The organism is Frateuria edaphi (assembly GCF_021117405.1).
Taxonomy (GTDB): Bacteria; Pseudomonadota; Gammaproteobacteria; order Xanthomonadales; family Rhodanobacteraceae; genus Frateuria_A; species Frateuria_A edaphi.
Genome location: NZ_CP088251.1, coordinates 3,167,033 through 3,182,522, shown reverse-complemented (window position 1 = coordinate 3,182,522; position 15,490 = coordinate 3,167,033). Strand labels below are relative to the sequence as shown.

The window sequence follows — 15,490 nt, the reverse complement described above, 5'->3', positions numbered from 1 at the left end:
TCTATCTCTGAGCCGCCGTGCCGGTGCCGAGCATGCCGATCGTATGCAGCCACTGCTCCACCAGCTCGGGCCAATGGCGGATCGGCAACTTGCTGGGGCGCAGGCCGAAAGCGTGGCCGCCCTGCGCGTAGAGGTGCAACTCCGTGGGCACGCCAGCCTTCTGCAGCGCGACGTAATAGGCCAGCGACTGCTCCACGCCGTCCACATGGTCGTCCTCGGCCTGCAGCAGGAAGGTCGGCGGCACGTCGGCGGTGACGTGGATGTCCGGACGCAGTTTCAGGTCCGTCTCGTCGCGCGTGGCGTCGTCCTCGTCCTCGTGTACCCACAGGTGGCCGGGGTAGAGCGCGATGGCGAAGTCCGGACGGGAGTTCAGCCGGTCGGCGGCATCCACCGGCGGATACGTGCGCCGGTCGAAATGCGTGCTGACCGCGGCCACCAGATGCCCGCCGGCGGAAAAGCCGATCACGCCCACCTTGTGCGGATCGACATGCCACTGCGCCGCGTGCTGGCGCACCAGCCCCAGCGTGCGTTGCGCGTCCTGCAGCGCCGTCTGCACCTTCGGGTAGTAGCGATGCCCGTCCTTCCAGGTCGGCCCCGAATCGGGCACGCGATACTTCAACAGCACGCAGGTGATCCCGCGCGACGTCAACCAATCGCATATCTCCGTCCCCTCCAGATCCATCGCCAGCATCTGGTAACCGCCACCGGGAAACACCACCACCGCCACGCCGGTGTTGTGGCCCTTGGGCGCATACACGGTCATCGTCGGGCGGCTGACGTTGGTGACCTTGGCCCAGTCCGCGGCCACCGCCTCCGGCTTCGGGTGCCGCAGCGCATCCGGTACCGCGCTAGGCCAGATCGGCACCTGCACGTGACCGGGAGAGGGTTGCCAGACGGCGGATCGCGCTTGCGCGCCGATGCACACAAGCGCGAGCAGGAAGAGCAGGGGGGCGAACCTAAACGTGGTCATCTGTTTTTTTGTGTCCGCAGTAGCAAAGGTGCACTCCGACCCCGGTTTGGATCGGTTTCGGATTGTTAGCCATCGTGCCGGGACTCCACATACTGCGCCCAAAGTGCATCCCTGGCGGGGCGCCTAATGGCAACGTGAACCTTCTTGCCCACTGAGGTTCCAATAAGGATTTTGAAGAATCGAATCCTCAGGTAGGCAATGAGCCGGTTGGGATGAAACAATGCCTTTTCTCGGTCTTCGAGCTCTAAAAAGAAGTCATCGGGGTAAAACACGTGCCCGGACTTGCCGTCAGTCAGTTCGCACGGTAGCCGAGTAGTGATGGCGGCGGAGCGAACATCCATGTGAGGCATAAAGAGCAGGCGATGCTTCTGAAAGGGCAATTGCCACTCGTGCCCAGTCACAGTGATGGGACGGGCGCCGATGTTTGTGAATTCAAGCATGAAACCATGATTGTCTAGCGTGTCAGTACGAGTAAGTGTGGTGACGGCAGTATTGAAAGTCGCTCGCATGTGCAGCATGTGATCTCTTAGGGCCAACCAGAGAGCGACTGCTACAGCTGCAATTGTCCCGAAAGCAGATAGCCATTCGCTAAAGCTGTTCACGCATTCCCAAGTTGTGCAGTCTGGAATAGCCATGAGCTCCATCTGAGTGCCTAACGATTGAGTTAAGCGGCACGCGCCAGAGTGAGTGGGTAGTTGGCGCGCAAGGCTCGGTTTACAATTTTGTGAGCTTGACCTTCTTGAGGCCGCCTTTCTTAGGGCGAAATATTTCTATTCTGTATTGTTGTGGGACGGGCTTCCCGGGAGGCGCGGGACGACGCAGCTTTGGCGCGAAAGGCGGCGCTTCTGGCTCGCCGCAGGGTTCCCAAAACTCATCCGCCATCGGGAGTTGCTCAGGATGCCGCGGCGCGCGTGCGAGGCTTTGAGCTAACTCTTGCATGAACTGTGGTGAATTGGATGCTTCGTGTCCCCACCGATCTTGTACTTCGGCCACTGCTTGGTTTGGAGTGACTTGACCGCGCTGCACTCGTTCGAAAAGGTTCTTGAGGTAGTAGACCTCTCCGCCAGTTTGCTTAGAGTTGCCACGCGTGCCCTTGCAACCAAACCTGTGCTTTGCCTCATCAAAGAGCGTGTTACTTACGTAGGCAGCCTGTTCTCGAATAATTTGCATTCCCGAGATAAAGCTTCCGTAGTTGCCGATGGCAAGGTAAAGCGCGCCCACCGCTGCACCGACCCTTGCGACGCCTTTGATCGATCCTTCTTCGACGACGAGTGTGACAGCGTAGTCAGATAACGCAAGATGCTTTTCGACGTGCCGGTCCCACTCGTCAAATAGTTCAGTTGAATATCTTTCGAAGGCTTCTTTTTTGAACAGCGGAGCTTTTATGTAGAACGAAGTCGTTACGAGGTCTAGCATCGAGTACCCCTTAGCTGTCCCTGCGCGCTAACGCTTGAATCAAGCCCGCGGCGCGAATCGGGCGCCGGCTCGCATGAATTCTTATAGCCCACCACGCGCTCTCGCCGAAGCGATGACCTTTGCGCGGAAGGGCGCTAAGGCCGCCGAAAAAGGTTGATAGACGTTGTTAAAGGTGACGATGTGTGGCTGCATCATCTCAACGTTGCCGCCAGAGGTAAGGCGCGCTCCCTGAAGGCCAAGTAGCCATTGAATGTACTCGATATAACGCAGCCTTAGCTCCGTAAACTCGATGCCGATATCGGGGAAGTATATGTCCCTGAGCGCGGAGATTTTTGACATTGGGCTGCTGTCCGATTCAAAAGATTCGCCTTGGAATGCACGGGCTCTTGCCTCTCCAAGCCAGCTTTCTAGTTCGAAGGTGGCCATAACTATTGACTCGGTGCGTTCGCGTAAAAGCGCGCGAAGCGTCGACTGCTCTCCGTACTTCGTTTGAATATCGGCCTTGATTTCTTCCGCCAAGTGTGTGCTCTGCCGTAGTTGAGCTAAAAGTCCGTTGAAATCCGCTTTAGTGGCGAGGGTCTCGCCGCGCTTCTTGAAATAGGCGGATAGGAACGCGCCGCAGGCGCCACCAATGAACGTGGCAGCGGCAAGTAGGAGGTAGAACCAAGGCTGCTCGGAGACCTGCCCATCGAGTACCTCAGTGACGATTCGGCGAAACTCAGAAGCTGAGAGGGGCATATGGGCTATAACGCTTAGTGGGTCCCGGATCGGGGCATATGCTCCGATCCTCCCCTGCTAAAGACGCTCGGTCAAGCCGACGCAAATTGCCTCCGGTTGAGGTCTTTAGCAGAAACCCCGAGGCGTCGCGTTAGTACGGACGGCGTGCATATCAACGCTAACGGACGTTTATTCCGTATAACTAGGGATGTGGAGGAAGAAACCGTATGAAACGCGCGGCGGCGTGGAGGTTGCGCGTCGCTGGCGGTCACCGCAACCGGGCTTGCGTTGGAGGTGTCTCGTGTAACGACAGATACAACGCTTCGAACGCCCTCGCCGTGTGATCGGCATCGTCGCGCATGGCGCGGCGTTGCGCGGACCAGGCGAGTTGCAGGCGGAGGTCTTCGTCGTCCAACAGGCGTTCGATCGCATCGGCGAGGGCGGTGCCGTCGCCGGTCGGGACGGCGAGAGCGGCGGCTGGGAACCATTCGCCGAGGTGGCCGACGTGCGTACCGGCGGTTGGTATGCCGGCGACGGCAGCTTCCAGCAGCACGAGCGGTCCGGTTTCGTGGCGCGAAGACATGACGAGCAGATGCGCGGCCCTCATGAGCGGGTGCAGTTCGCGCTGGGTGCGGAAACCGAGGAAGCGGACGTGCTCGTCCAGGCCCAGTTGGGTGGCGAGGCGCTGCATTTCGCCATCGAGCGTATCGACGCCGACGATGTCCATGCGGAAGTCGGTTCCGCGTTTGACCAGTTCGGCCAGTGCGCGCAGCAGGGTAGGTTGGTCCTTCACCCGGTTGAGGCTGGCGACGTGGAGCAGGCGAGCGGGGCCGGGGCCACGGCGGCGGGGGGATTGCGGGGGCCAGGCGGTGAGGTCGACGCCCAAGGGGACGCGCTGGGCCCGGATGCCGAGGGCGCGGAGTGCGTCGATGATCGGGGTGCTGGCGGCGGTGACCTGGTCGGCGCAGCGCAGGACGATGGCTTCGCTCAGGCGGCCGCGCCAGTTAAGGCGGCCGCCGTAGTGGATGTCGCGCAGGGCGACGAGTTCGCCGCCGGCGACGTGGACCAGGGTGGGGCAGTGCAGCCACAGGCCAGCGGCGGCGGCGACCTGGCCGCAGCGGCCGGAGAAGATGGCGTGGATGCGGTCGAACGGGGCGCGGCGGTGTTCGGCGGCGATCGCGCGGAAGGCGCGCCAGCGTTGCCAGCCGTCGCCGATGTTGTGGACGGTCGCGCCGGCCAGTGGCCACGTCGCGGGGGCCGCTTCCTGGCGCAGCGCGAAGACGTGCACCTCGTGCGCCTGCGCCAGCCGCTTGATGAGGGCCAGCAGGGCGGGGATGACGCGGTTTTCGCCGCTGCGGTCGACGCCGCCGGGGACGACGAGGGCGAGTTTCACGCGAGGCTCCCGGGCCGGTTCTCCAGGGCGTAGGCGTCGCGGCGGCTCTGCAGCAACTGCAGGTAAGCGTCGCGCCAGCGTTGGCCGACCGCGGCGAAGGAGAGCGTGGCATCGAAGTGGGCGCGTATCTGTTCGGGCGGCATGCGCTCGAGTGCGGCGGCGACCAGCGCCCGGGACAGCGCGCGCGCATCGCCGCAACGCCACAGCCGGCCGACCTTGCCGTCGCCGGTGAGCGCGCGGAAGGAGGGGATGTCGCTGAGTACCGGTGCGGTGCCGCAGGCCATCGCTTCCAGCGCGGCAAAGCCGCAGCTCTCGGCATGGCTGGCGGAGAGGAACAGGTCGGCGGCTTGCATCAGGGTCTCGATCCGCGCGTGCGGGACCTTGCCCAGCAGGTGCACGCGGCCGGCGAGCCACGGGTCGCGTTCGATGCGCGCCTGGAGCTTTCCGATCAGCGGCGCGTGGCCGTAAGCGCACCAGAGCTGCAGGCCCGGCAGTTTCTGCGCGGCGAGCGCGACACCATCGAGGGCGGTGAGCGGATCCTTGCCGGGCTGAAGATGCCCCACCCACAGCACCGCCGGATGACCGTACAGGCCCGTTTCGGTGCGCGCGCGCTCGCGGTCGCCGGGCTGGAAGCGGCAGCTGGATTCGGGGATCGCGAACAGCCGCGTGGACGGCTGTAGCACGCCGGCGGCGGCGAACGGCCAGGCCAGTTCCGGCGCGGTGAACGCCACGCCCGCCATCGCGCGGTAGCGCTGGCGCCACTGCCAGCGGCGCCACCAGCGCCGCGGCGCGCGGTCGGCGTGGTCCTGGAACAGCAGCGGCACGCGCGGCAGATGTTGCGCCAGCGCGTGGGACTCTTCCGGGAAGCCAAAGCTGTGCACGTGCGCGAGTTCCACGCCGAGCGCGGCGAGCAGGGTCGCCACGCGCCGGCCGCGCTCGCGCCGGCGCGTGCCGCGCACGTCGACGAAGTGGTAGTCCACACCATGCCGGCTCAGTCGTTCCGCGTGCGCGGCCGCCTGCACCACGCAGATGCGCGTGCCGGCGCTGGCCGCCGCTTCGGCGATGTCGGCCAGCGATGGCCAGCGCTCCAGCACCTGCGCGCCGGTGAGTCCCGCCGGCGCGGGCAGGAAACTGACCTGCGCCACGTGCGGATTCATCGCTAGAGTCCCTGCACCTGCGGCAGGCGCAACTGCACGAAGCGGTTGGCCAGACGCAGCTCCCACGGGCGGTCGTAGTGGCCGATGCGATAGCGCCAGGCGGCCATCGCGCTCAACGTGCGCTTGGCCCAATGCGGCGCGCGCATGTCCTGCACGGTGGGGTAGCGGCAGCGCAGCACGGTCACGAAGTCGTCGATGCGCCGGCGCAGGCGCTCGTCCAGCCACGGCGCATCGGCGTGGCACGCGTAGTTCACCCATTGCGGCTGTGCCCATTCGTCAGGCGTGGCGGGGAACACCACCGGGAGCCCGTCCAGGTCGAACAGCGGCGTTGCACGATGGCGGCCGCGGTCCTTCGCGTGCATCGAACTTTCCGGCAGCGGCGTGTAGATGTAGATGACGATCTCGCAGGCCGGGTTCACGCGCTTCAACTGGCGGATGAAGTCGAAGGTCTGTTCGGTCTCCTCCTCGGTGTGCGTGGGCGGCGCGACCATGAAGGAGAACTCGGGGATCACGCCGTGGCGGCGGCAGACCTCCGCCACTTCGAGCGTCTGGTCGGGACGCGTGCCCTTGCGGATTTCCTTGAGCATCTGCCCGTCGGGCGACTCGGCGCCGATGTAGGCCATGCGCAGGCGGCTCCTGCGCACCAGCTTCCAGCTTTCCTCGGACAGGTTGATCAGCGCGTCGGCGCGGGCGAAGCACCACCAGGGCAGTTCCAGCCGCGCCAGCACTTCGAGCAGCGGCACCATCTCCGCCTCGCGGTCGAAGAAGTTGTGGTCGAAGAACTGCACCGAGTCGGCGCCAACGTCGTATTTGAGATAGCCGAGCTCACGCTCCAGCCGTGCCGCGGTGGGCAACGCCGTGGCGCCGCCGAACATCGCCGCCACGCCGCAGAAGGTGCAGTGGTAGCGGCAGCCGAGCGCGGCCTGGTGCGCGACGGTACGGTGGCCGAGGAAGGTGCGGGAGAGGTACTTGCGGGGATCGCCGAGCTTTTCGTAGGGCAGCAGCGGTGGCGGGTTGCCGCGCGAGAACGGACGCGCCGGGTTGTGCACGATGCGATCGCCGTCCTTCCACGAAAGGCCGGCGATCGCGGACAGCGGCGGGCCTTCGCCGGTCAGCGCGGAGACCAGTTCGACGAGCGTGTCCTCGCCCTGGCCGCGCACGGCGTAGTCGACGTAGGGCGCGTTGAGCGCCGCGTCGGTGAACAGCGTGGGGAAGTAGCTGCCCCAGACGATCGGCAGGCCGGGCGAGTGCTCGCGGATCGCCCTGGACAAACGGATCGCCTCGGGCACGTGCGGACCGCCCATCACCGTCATGCCGACCGCGTCGAAGGATTCGTGGTCGAGCACGCGCAGCACTTCGGCCACGGTGTCGCGGTCGATGTTGCCGTCGATGATCCGGCTCTCGCCGTGGCGGTCGAGCGCCGCGGCCAGGTTCAGCAGCGCGAGCGGGAAGCGCGCGCTGTGGCGCGAGGCGATGGTGGGATTGATCAGCAGCGTGTGGGGTCGGCGAGTCATGGCACGGTTACCGTTCAAGAGGCGGGGCGGCGGCGCAGCCGGAACACCAGCGCCACCGGCACCTCGAGCGCGACGCGGTCGAAGTGCGCGCCGTCGGGAATGAGCGTGGGATCGAGCATGGGTTCGCGCACTTCCTCGATGGCCAGGTCCAGCGCGGCGCAGGCGGCGTGCCAGTGGCTGTAGAGGTGTTGCGTGTGGCGCACGGCGTAGCGTTGTCCGCCGGCCTTGAAGTCGCGCAGCCAGCCGAGCGCGGGGCCGATCGGGTGGATGTCGCTGATCAGCAGCGCGCCGCCGGGACGGGTCACGCGGCGCAGTTCGGCCAACGCGGGGCCGAGGGCTTCGAGATGGCCGATGACCAGGCCGCAGATGGTGATATCCGCCATCGCGTCGGGCAGCGGCAGGGCGGTGAGGCGGGCCTGGGCCACCGGCAACGCAGCGCCGCCATACGGTGCCGCGGCGGCGCGGTGCAGCATCGCCGGCGAGAGATCGACGCCGGTCACGCGGGCGGCGCCGCGGCGCAGCGCGTGGCGCATGTAGCGGCCGCTGCCGCAACCGGCGTCGAGCACGGTGAGGCCGGTGAGGTCGGCCGGCAACAGTTCGAGCATCGCGCGCTCTTCGGCCTGCATCACCGGGTTGTGCGCGTGGGCGGGATAGTCGGGCGCCCACAGGTCGTAGGCGGCCAGCGGATCGAGCACGGGGGGCAGGGTCATCCGTGCGCTCCCGCCGCGGCGAGCACCCGCGCGCCGGCCATGGCGTCGGCGGCCAGGCCCGGTTCGAGCGCGAGCAGCGCGTCGTCGGCCAGGCGGCGGTCGATGAGCTTGGGGCGGCCGTCCAGCGTGACCGGCACGGTGTCGATGCCGAAGGCGGCGAACCAGTCGGCGAAGTCCGGATCGGCGATGCGCGGAAGGCCGTCTCGCACGACGGCGCGGATGTCGCTGCGGGCGAGGCCGAGCAGGCTGCGCACCGGGTCGCCGCCGCGGTCCTCGACCACGAGCAGGTCCGCATGCGCGCCGGGGGACAGGCGACCCCGGCCGGCGAGCCTGAGGATGCGCGCGGCGTCGCGGGTGACCAGGCCGAGCAGCTGCGTGGGCGTGAGGCCATAGCGGTCGAGCGCCAGGCGCAGTTCTTCCAGCAGGTCGCGCTCGCCGCTCAGGCGCGAATCGCTCCCCAGCAGCAGGCGTCCGGCGTGGCATAGGCGGCGCGGATCGAGCGTGCGCCCGAGCAGGGCGCGGTTGCTGCCGGGACACCACACCACCGCGGCGCCTGCGGCGATGACGCGCTCGACATCACGCGGAGCCAGGCCCACGCCATGCACCAGCACGCTGTTGGCGGCCAGGCAGCCGAGGCGGTCCAGTTCGGCCAGTTCCGCGCGGGCGGTGGCGTCGGTGCCTTCGGCCAGGTGGATCATCCAGGGCCGCTGCGGCGGCGTGGCGGCGAAACTCGCGCGCACCGGCGGGCCGTAGTTGGGGCCGGCGAGCGCGTAGCTCCATTCGAAGTCGCGCAGCAGGGCGACCGGGAAGTCCGATTCGTCGAGCGACGGGTGCCAGGGGTCGTGGTGGACCACGCAGGTCGTGCCGGCGAGCAGGTTCTTCAGTGCGCCGTGGCGCAGGCGCAGGGCCTTGGGCTGCGCCAGCGCGGCGACCACCGACGGCTCGGCGAAGTGCGCCTGGAAGGCGTCGATCCATGCGTAGCTGTTGGGGAAGGGCGCGCCGGTGCGCAGGGGCGGCACGGCGTTGACGTGCAGGTGGTCGTGCGCGTTGACCAGGGCGGGAAAGACCAGGTGATCGCGCAGGTCGATGCGTAGCGCGGTCGTCCACGCGGCCGGGGCCATCCTGTCGCGGTGGATCGCCAGCGCGCCGCGCGCCACGCCGCTGCCGCTCCACCAGCCGGCGGCGAGCAGGAGCGTGTCAGGGCGGGCGTGCATGTCCATGGTCTCAGCGACGCTGCATCACGATCAGGAAGTGATCGCCCATGTCGCGCAGGAACGGCCAGCCGCCGAGGCGGTCGTCGAGTCGGCCGAGCCGTTCGCAATACCTCTCGTGGCGACGGTAGAACTCGACCAGGTAGGGCGGCGGCAGGAACAGGCTGAGCGCGCGGTAGGAGGCGAGCGCAAAGTGCGCGGCGAAGGCGCCGTGGAACTCGCGCGGCAGGTAATAGCGGGTCCAGATCACGTGGCGGTTCATGCCCACCGCCATCGGCTTGCGCGCCCAGCGCACGGCGGCGCGGCGGAAGCGGCCGCGCATCGCGTAGTGGCCCAGCTCCCAGGGGCAGAGCCGGCCGATCACGGAGAACACCAGCTTGCCGCCCGGGCGCAGCAGGCGGGCGCATTCTCTGGCGACGGTGGCGAGGTCGGGAGCGCAGTTGAGCGGACCGAAGTTGGAGTAGATGCCGTCGAACTCGCCGCTCAGGCGGTCGAGCTGTTGCACGCCGAGGTGGGCGGTGGCGACCTGGCTGGCCAGGGCGCTGGCGGCGGCGCGCGCGCGGGTGCGTTCGACCATCTGCGGCGACCAGTCGGTGGCCAGCACGCCGTAACCGCGGCGGGCGAATTCGATCGCGTCCAGGCCAGTGCCGCAGCCGAGGTCGAGCAGGCGCGAGCCGGCGGGCAGTTCACGCTGCACGGTGTCCCACAATTGCGCGCGCATGCGCTGGATCAGCTCGTTGTTGCCGCGCGGACCGTCGTAGTCGGGCGCCACGCTGTCGAAGGCACGCTGGGTGTCGAGCAACTGCGCTTCGCTGATCGCACCGTGCGATGCGTCGGGCGGAGCGAGCGGGAGTGGGTGGTTCATGCTGTCCTCGCGTGGCGCCATGCGGATGCGGCCGGCGTTCCATGGCTGATGTGAGTGCCTGGTGTGCGGGGTGTGGTTGAAGTTGTAGCCGAGCCCTCTCCCCCGGGAGAGCGGATGGACAGAGGGCTCTACCGGATGCCGCGCTTCGCCCGAAACCTCACCCGTCCGGTCCCGGGGCAAAGGGAACGTCGAACGTTGGATTCGAGGGCAAGCGCTTGCTAGCGTTGCCCAACTCCCCGTTCGCCTTGGGCGTAGGCGCCCAGCGCCGGCGTCGAAGGGACGCTCGCGACCAGCGTCCCCGCCCGCCGCGCTGCGTTGCGCGCCACCGCCGCCACCAGCCCCAGGCCCAACCCGAGCACCAGTCCGGCGCCCCAGATCAGCACGCGGTTGGGATAGACCGGATGGTCGGGCACGTAGATCGGCCAGGCGAGCGTGGTCTGGTAGGAGTAGCTGGCGGTCAACCGCGCCTTCAGGTCGCTGACGGTCTGCTGCAGCTGGCGCACCTCCTGGTTGCTGCTGCTCAACACCATGCTGGCGAGCATCAGGTCTTGGCGCTCGTGCGATTCTTCGAGGGCCCGCCGCAGCCGGTCGCGCTCGGCGGTCGCATCGCGCAGTTGTGCCTCGGCCTGTTTAAGCCGTGCCTGGGCCAGCTCCAGCGGTTCGGCCATCAGACCTTCGTGCAGCCGTTGCAGGTGCTCGAAGGTGACTTCCACGAAGCGCTGCGCCTGCTGTCGCGAGTACCCGCGCAGGGTCAGCTTGAGCAGGCCGGCGTAGGGCGAGGGGTCGAGATCGAAGCTGCCCCGGTACAGGTGGGCCTCGGCCGAACGCGGCGACAGGCCCAGGTCGTGCAGCACCGCGTCCTGGAACTCGTGCGTCTCCATGCGCTCGATGACCCGCTGGAACGGCTCGATCCGAGGGTCCAGGCCGGGCGGGACCGGCGAAAGCTGGCCGGGCCGGATCCAGGCGGTCGCCTCCCAGCGCGGGCGCGCCGTCTGTGCGAAGAACACCGCGGCCGCCACCACCACCACCGCCACGGCGACGAACCAGCGCCATTCGCGGCGCAGGATCCGCCACAGGTCGATCAGGTAGATCTCGTCATGTTCCATGGGCATGCACTCAGGTCGGGTGGATCGAAAGCGTGGGGGCGCGCGCAGGCAGCCACGCGGCGAACAACTGCAGCAGCAGGCAAAGCGCGATGAAGTCGACGTTGGTCCAGATGAAAGCCTGCGGCGCGAACGGCGCCATCAGGCAGACGTAGGCCATGCGCAGGAAGACCAGCAGCCCGAACAGCGACACGTTCGGCCACAGCCGGCGCACGCTCCACTGCAGCCACAGGTACAGCGCGAACACCGCCGCCGCCGCGCCCGCCGGGCCCCAGGCCATCAGGAAAGGGAAGAACTCCGTGCCCACGTTGACCGTCGGCGAATCCAGTGGAATGGACGTGCCGGCGGTCGCCACCGAGCCGCTCAGCGGCACCGTCTGGTGGATCAGGAAGCTGGCGTCCAGGTAATGCTTCGCCTCGATCGCGCCGAAGTTGTACGGCCCGGCGCTGATGTAGAGCAGCAGCCACTTGATGCCCTGCGGCGAGGCGCGATACAGGCCGCCGAAAGGCAGCGTCAGGCCCTCCAGCGGACCGGAACGGAGCATGCCCAGCACCGAGAACACGGTGGCGCCTGCCAGCGCGATCAGCACGATGCGCTTCCACGGCAACGGCGCGTGTTCGTCCCGCCGCAGCACGATCACCAGCGCCAGCGCGAACAGGCCGTTGAGCAGGCGGTTGCGGTCGATCACCAGGATCGGGAACAAAAGGCCCGCGACCACCAGCGACCGGCGCAGCCAGCGCTTGCGCGTGCACAGGAGCCCCACCGGCGGCAGCACCCAGCACATGTCCGAGATGTGCCGGATGTGCTCGCGTCCGCCCTCCATCGTGGCGTAGGCGCGTGGATCGTCCACCAGCGCGACCGGGAACAGCAGTAGGTCCAGCAGGCAGAAAGCCAGCACGGCGAGCGCGAAGGCCAGCGCGACAAACCCCTCGCGCGTGCCGGCGTACTCGCGCAGGCGAAAGCGCGCCAGCGGTGGCAACCGGTTGCCCGTCACCAGATCGAGCAGCAGCACCGCGCCGGCACAGCTGGCCAGCAGCGTGATGCCCTCGCCGTACCCTTCGGGCAGGTCGTAGGTGAGCAGCGTCACCGCGCAGGCGAACAGCAGCGGCAACGCGAGCCAGAGGGAAGGAAAACGCAGCAGCGTCATGCGTGCCTCGCGAGGGTCGGCGGCGCCGCCAGGCCGGTACGGGCGAGCGCGGCCAGGGCGAGGTAGGCGGCCATGTGCCAGGACAGTGCGATGGGCTGGCGCCGCAGGAAGGCGATCTTGGCGCCGATGTAGTGCGCCTGTGCCTTGAGCAGGATGCGGTCCGTGCCCTCGAACAGACGCGCGTGGCGCAGGGCGACGTGGCGCGATTCGACCAGGTTCGACACGCGCGTGGCGACGTGCCGGGTCTTGCTCAGGTTGGCCTCGTGGACGCGGTAGGCGCACACGCGCACGTCGATGAAGCCCAGCGCGTCGCGCGCGGCCAGGCGCAGGAAGAAATCCCAGTCGTCGATGCGCAGGCCCTCGGTCCAGCCGCCGACGCGTTGCAGCGCGTCGCGACGCAGCAGCACCACCGCGCCGCCGACCGCCCATTGGCCGATCACCGCGCGACGGATGCCGGCGTCGGTGCGATAGAGCCGCTTGTCGGCACGGTGCAGTCCGCACATGCCGCTCTCGTGTAGGCATCGGTCGTGCTGGTCGATGACGATCGAATCGCCGACCACCGCCTGCTTGCCTGGGTGGGCCTGCAGGTAGCGCACCTGCGCTTCGAGCCCGCCGGGCAGGAAATAGTCGTCGCTGGCGCCCAGCCGCAGGAACTCGCCCCGCGCCAGCGCGGCCAGTTCGTTGAGCGTGGCGGCAACGCCCTTGTTGGGGCGGCGCAGGAAGCGCACGGGAATCTCGCGCGCATGCCGCGCGACCCAGGCCGCGATGCGCTCGCCGGTGCCGTCGGTCGAGCCGTCGTCGATGATCACCAGCTCCTTCGTCGGCCACGGGTCTTCCAGCACGCTGTCCAGGCAGCGCTGCACGAAGCGCTCGTGGTTGAACGCGGGGATCAGGACCGAGACCAGCGGCGCGCTCATAGCCGCTCCAGGTAGCGTCGCGCCACCACCAGGGTGAAGCCCAGGTACAGCGCGTAGTTGGCGCTGAAGGCATACACCGCGCCGACCAGCCCGAAGCGCGCGGTGAGCAGGTGCACCAGTACCAGGTAGCTCAGCGCGAACACGCATTCGGAGGCGACGAACAGCCGCGTCATCGCCTTGGCCAGCATCACGTAGGAGGGCACGAACGAGGCGATCTTGATCACGTCGCCGATCAGCTGCGGCCCGTACAGCGTGTTGGCCAGCGCGAAGTCGCTGGTGAACAGGAAGCGGGTGATCCAGCCGCGCCCAAGCCAGACCGCCAGCGCCAGTGCGACCACGACCGGCATCAGGAATCGCCAGCCCTGGAACAGCTCGTGCGCCAGCGCGTCGCGCTCGTGCGTGGCGGCGAGCTTGGGCAGGTAGTAGATGTTGATCGCCGCGGTGAGGAACAGCAGGTAGGCGTCGGACACCCGCGTCACCGCCTGCCAGTAGCCGACCTCGGTCCAGCCGAACTGCGCGGCAAGGTGCTGGCGTACGGCGATGTTCACCAACGGCGAGAGCACCGCCGAGCTCAGCGTCATGATCGAGAACGCCGCCAGCCGCGTGGTCATCTCGCGATCGAAGCGCGCCTTCCACATGCCGGGGCGGAAGTAAGGGCTGCGCCGGAACGCCGGCAACCCGATCGCCAGCCACAGCACCTGGCCCAGGATCAGCGCCAGCAGCGCGCCATACAGATGCAGCCACGCCGACAGCACCAGCGCCACGGTGATGCTGATCGCCGAACCCGTGACCTGCACCAGCGCCAGGCGCTGCACGTCCATGAAGCCGTTGATCACCGAGAGCAGGTAGTTGACCAGCGCGATGCCGAGCTGCGCCACGGCCAGCGTGCGGATCAGGCCCTGGTAGCGCGCGTCGTCCAGCAGCCACAGCGCCAGCGGCCGGCTGCACAGCAGGGCCAGGCAGCCGATCAGGCAGGAGGCGCACAGCGCATACCACAGCGCCGAGGCGAGCAGGCGCGAAAGCCTCGCCGGGTCCTCGCGGTACTCGGCCACGTATTTCACCAGCCCGGCGCTGATGCCGCCGCCGGCGAGCACCGCCAGCAGCGACATCAGGCTCATGAACTGGCCGAGCTTGCCGATGCCCTCGGGCCCGGCGAAGGAAGCCACCAGCTTGACCACCACCAGCGCCGCGAGCAGCCGCGCCGCGGTGGCGGCGGTGGAGTAGAGGCTGGCGCGGGCGATGTTCATGCCGGGCTCCGGAATGCATTGACCGCGGCGATCACGCGTCCGGCGTCGGCGTCGGCCAGCGTCGGACCGAGCGGCAGGCTGAGCACTTCTTCGTGCAGGCGCTCGGTCAGCGGCAGGTGCACGTCGAGCAGTCCGGCGTAGGCCGGCTGCCGATGCGGCGGCACCGGGTAGTGCACCTGGGCCTGGATGCCGCAGGCGAGCAGGTGGCGCTGCAGCGCGTCGCGGTGGCGGCAGCGCAGCACGAACAGGTGCCAGGCGTGGGCGTCCTCGCGCGCCACGAACGGCAGGACGATGTCGGGATGGCGGATGCCGTCGAGGTAGCGCCGCGCGACCTGCCGGCGCAGGCGGGTGTCTTCGTCGACGTAGCGGAGCTTCACCCGCAGCAGCGCGGCCTGCAGTTCGTCCAGCCGCGAATTGCTGCCGCGCAGGCGGTGCTGGTACTTCACCTCGGAGCCGTAGTTGCGCAGCGCCCGGATGCAGTGGGCGAGGGCGTCGTCATCGGTGGTGACGGCGCCGGCGTCGCCCAGCGCGCCGAGGTTCTTGGTGGGGAAGAAACTGAAGCCGGCCGCATCGCCGAAGGCACCGGCGCGGCGGCCGTCGAACGCAGCGCCATGCGCCTGCGCGGCGTCCTCGACCAGCAGCAGGCCGTGCCGCCCGGCGAGCGAGCGCAGCGCTGGCATCTCGGCGAGTTGGCCGTACAGGTGCACCGCCATGATCGCCCGCGTGCGCGGACCGATCGCCGCTTCCACGCACGCCGGATCGAGATTGAAGCTGGCCGGGTCCGGTTCCACCGGGACCGCCACCAGCCGGTTGCCGGTGATCGCCAGGAAACTGGCGATGAAGGTGTTGCCGGGCACGATCACCTCGTCGCCTTCGGCCAGCCGGCCCAGCTCGATGTAGCCGCGCAGCAGCAGTGCCAGCGCATCCAGTCCGTTGCCGACGCCGATCGCGTGGCGCACGCCGCACCAGCCGGCGAACTCGCTTTCGAACGCGGCCAGTTCCTCGCCCAGCACGTACCAGCCCGAGTCGATCACGCGCGCGGCCGCGGCCTTGAGCTCGTCGGCGTGGCGGGCGTTGACCGCCTCGAGGCTCAGGAACGGCACGTCGATGCGTGGCATTTCCA

The 15,490-nt window shown here is 68.1% G+C and carries 15 protein-coding genes; all 15 read right to left on the bottom strand.

Translation table 11 applies throughout. The features are described 5' to 3' along the window. Window position 1: 1 nt before the first annotated feature. Window positions 2-970 carry an alpha/beta hydrolase gene (locus LQ772_RS14860; RefSeq protein ID WP_231321850.1) on the bottom strand — a complete coding sequence of 323 codons (969 nt, stop codon included), beginning with the start codon at window positions 968-970 and terminating at the stop codon, window positions 2-4. A gap of 65 nt (window positions 971-1,035) precedes the next feature. Next, window positions 1,036-1,605 carry a hypothetical protein gene (locus LQ772_RS14855; protein ID WP_231321848.1) on the bottom strand — a complete coding sequence of 190 codons (570 nt, stop codon included), beginning with the start codon at window positions 1,603-1,605 and terminating at the stop codon, window positions 1,036-1,038. A 79-nt stretch (window positions 1,606-1,684) separates the two neighbouring features. Next, entirely contained in the window at window positions 1,685-2,386 is a 702-nt protein-coding gene (locus LQ772_RS14850; RefSeq protein ID WP_231321846.1) for a hypothetical protein, read from the bottom strand. An 81-nt stretch (window positions 2,387-2,467) separates the two neighbouring features. Further along, window positions 2,468-3,124, bottom strand: a complete 657-nt coding sequence (locus tag LQ772_RS14845; RefSeq protein WP_231321844.1) for a hypothetical protein — start codon at window positions 3,122-3,124, stop codon at window positions 2,468-2,470. A 247-nt stretch (window positions 3,125-3,371) separates the two neighbouring features. Then, window positions 3,372-4,496 carry a glycosyltransferase family 4 protein gene (locus LQ772_RS14840; RefSeq protein ID WP_231321843.1) on the bottom strand — a complete coding sequence of 375 codons (1,125 nt, stop codon included), beginning with the start codon at window positions 4,494-4,496 and terminating at the stop codon, window positions 3,372-3,374. Further along, window positions 4,493-5,653 carry a glycosyltransferase family 4 protein gene (locus LQ772_RS14835; RefSeq protein ID WP_231321841.1) on the bottom strand — a complete coding sequence of 387 codons (1,161 nt, stop codon included), beginning with the start codon at window positions 5,651-5,653 and terminating at the stop codon, window positions 4,493-4,495. Before LQ772_RS14835 ends, LQ772_RS14840 begins: the two co-directional genes overlap by 4 nt. A gap of 2 nt (window positions 5,654-5,655) precedes the next feature. Further along, window positions 5,656-7,167, bottom strand: a complete 1,512-nt coding sequence (locus tag LQ772_RS14830; RefSeq protein WP_231321839.1) for a B12-binding domain-containing radical SAM protein — start codon at window positions 7,165-7,167, stop codon at window positions 5,656-5,658. A 14-nt stretch (window positions 7,168-7,181) separates the two neighbouring features. Next, on the bottom strand, window positions 7,182-7,877 hold the full coding sequence (locus tag LQ772_RS14825; RefSeq protein WP_231321837.1) for a class I SAM-dependent methyltransferase: 696 nt from the start codon (window positions 7,875-7,877) through the stop codon (window positions 7,182-7,184). After that, window positions 7,874-9,097 carry an amidohydrolase family protein gene (locus LQ772_RS14820; protein WP_425600802.1) on the bottom strand — a complete coding sequence of 408 codons (1,224 nt, stop codon included), beginning with the start codon at window positions 9,095-9,097 and terminating at the stop codon, window positions 7,874-7,876. The genes LQ772_RS14825 and LQ772_RS14820 overlap by 4 nt, the downstream gene beginning before the upstream one ends. Before the next feature lie 4 nt (window positions 9,098-9,101). Next, window positions 9,102-9,953: a class I SAM-dependent methyltransferase gene (locus LQ772_RS14815; RefSeq protein ID WP_231321835.1), complete on the bottom strand. Its 852-nt coding sequence runs from the start codon at window positions 9,951-9,953 to the stop codon at window positions 9,102-9,104. A gap of 218 nt (window positions 9,954-10,171) precedes the next feature. Next, complete coding sequence (locus tag LQ772_RS14810; protein ID WP_231321833.1) at window positions 10,172-11,065, bottom strand: Wzz/FepE/Etk N-terminal domain-containing protein; 894 nt, start codon at window positions 11,063-11,065, stop codon at window positions 10,172-10,174. A gap of 4 nt (window positions 11,066-11,069) precedes the next feature. Then, window positions 11,070-12,203, bottom strand: a complete 1,134-nt coding sequence (locus LQ772_RS14805) for a hypothetical protein (RefSeq protein WP_231321830.1) — start codon at window positions 12,201-12,203, stop codon at window positions 11,070-11,072. Next, complete coding sequence (locus tag LQ772_RS14800; protein ID WP_231321827.1) at window positions 12,200-13,120, bottom strand: glycosyltransferase family 2 protein; 921 nt, start codon at window positions 13,118-13,120, stop codon at window positions 12,200-12,202. The genes LQ772_RS14805 and LQ772_RS14800 overlap by 4 nt, the downstream gene beginning before the upstream one ends. Continuing rightward, window positions 13,117-14,367 (bottom strand): O-antigen translocase, encoded by a 1,251-nt coding sequence (locus LQ772_RS14795; protein ID WP_231321825.1) that lies wholly within the window; start codon window positions 14,365-14,367, stop codon window positions 13,117-13,119. The genes LQ772_RS14800 and LQ772_RS14795 overlap by 4 nt, the downstream gene beginning before the upstream one ends. Next, the gene (locus LQ772_RS14790) at window positions 14,364-15,476 is read right to left on the bottom strand and encodes a DegT/DnrJ/EryC1/StrS family aminotransferase (protein WP_275045776.1); all 1,113 of its coding nucleotides are present in this window, start codon (window positions 15,474-15,476) and stop codon (window positions 14,364-14,366) included. Before LQ772_RS14790 ends, LQ772_RS14795 begins: the two co-directional genes overlap by 4 nt. Window positions 15,477-15,490: the final 14 nt, after the last annotated feature.

What these genes read in the sequence shown, in the direction of transcription:
- LQ772_RS14860 (WP_231321850.1), bottom strand. Translation starts at nt 970, where the DNA reads ATGACCACGTTTAGGTTCGCCCCCCTGCTCTTCCTGCTCGCGCTTGTG.
- LQ772_RS14855 (WP_231321848.1), bottom strand. Translation starts at nt 1,605, where the DNA reads ATGGCTATTCCAGACTGCACAACTTGGGAATGCGTGAACAGCTTTAGC.
- LQ772_RS14850 (WP_231321846.1), bottom strand. Translation starts at nt 2,386, where the DNA reads ATGCTAGACCTCGTAACGACTTCGTTCTACATAAAAGCTCCGCTGTTC.
- LQ772_RS14845 (WP_231321844.1), bottom strand. Translation starts at nt 3,124, where the DNA reads ATGCCCCTCTCAGCTTCTGAGTTTCGCCGAATCGTCACTGAGGTACTC.
- LQ772_RS14835 (WP_231321841.1), bottom strand. Translation starts at nt 5,653, where the DNA reads ATGAATCCGCACGTGGCGCAGGTCAGTTTCCTGCCCGCGCCGGCGGGA.
- LQ772_RS14830 (WP_231321839.1), bottom strand. Translation starts at nt 7,167, where the DNA reads ATGACTCGCCGACCCCACACGCTGCTGATCAATCCCACCATCGCCTCG.
- LQ772_RS14825 (WP_231321837.1), bottom strand. Translation starts at nt 7,877, where the DNA reads ATGACCCTGCCCCCCGTGCTCGATCCGCTGGCCGCCTACGACCTGTGG.
- LQ772_RS14820 (WP_425600802.1), bottom strand. Translation starts at nt 9,097, where the DNA reads ATGGACATGCACGCCCGCCCTGACACGCTCCTGCTCGCCGCCGGCTGG.
- LQ772_RS14815 (WP_231321835.1), bottom strand. Translation starts at nt 9,953, where the DNA reads ATGAACCACCCACTCCCGCTCGCTCCGCCCGACGCATCGCACGGTGCG.
- LQ772_RS14810 (WP_231321833.1), bottom strand. Translation starts at nt 11,065, where the DNA reads ATGCCCATGGAACATGACGAGATCTACCTGATCGACCTGTGGCGGATC.
- LQ772_RS14805 (WP_231321830.1), bottom strand. Translation starts at nt 12,203, where the DNA reads ATGACGCTGCTGCGTTTTCCTTCCCTCTGGCTCGCGTTGCCGCTGCTG.
- LQ772_RS14800 (WP_231321827.1), bottom strand. Translation starts at nt 13,120, where the DNA reads ATGAGCGCGCCGCTGGTCTCGGTCCTGATCCCCGCGTTCAACCACGAG.
- LQ772_RS14795 (WP_231321825.1), bottom strand. Translation starts at nt 14,367, where the DNA reads ATGAACATCGCCCGCGCCAGCCTCTACTCCACCGCCGCCACCGCGGCG.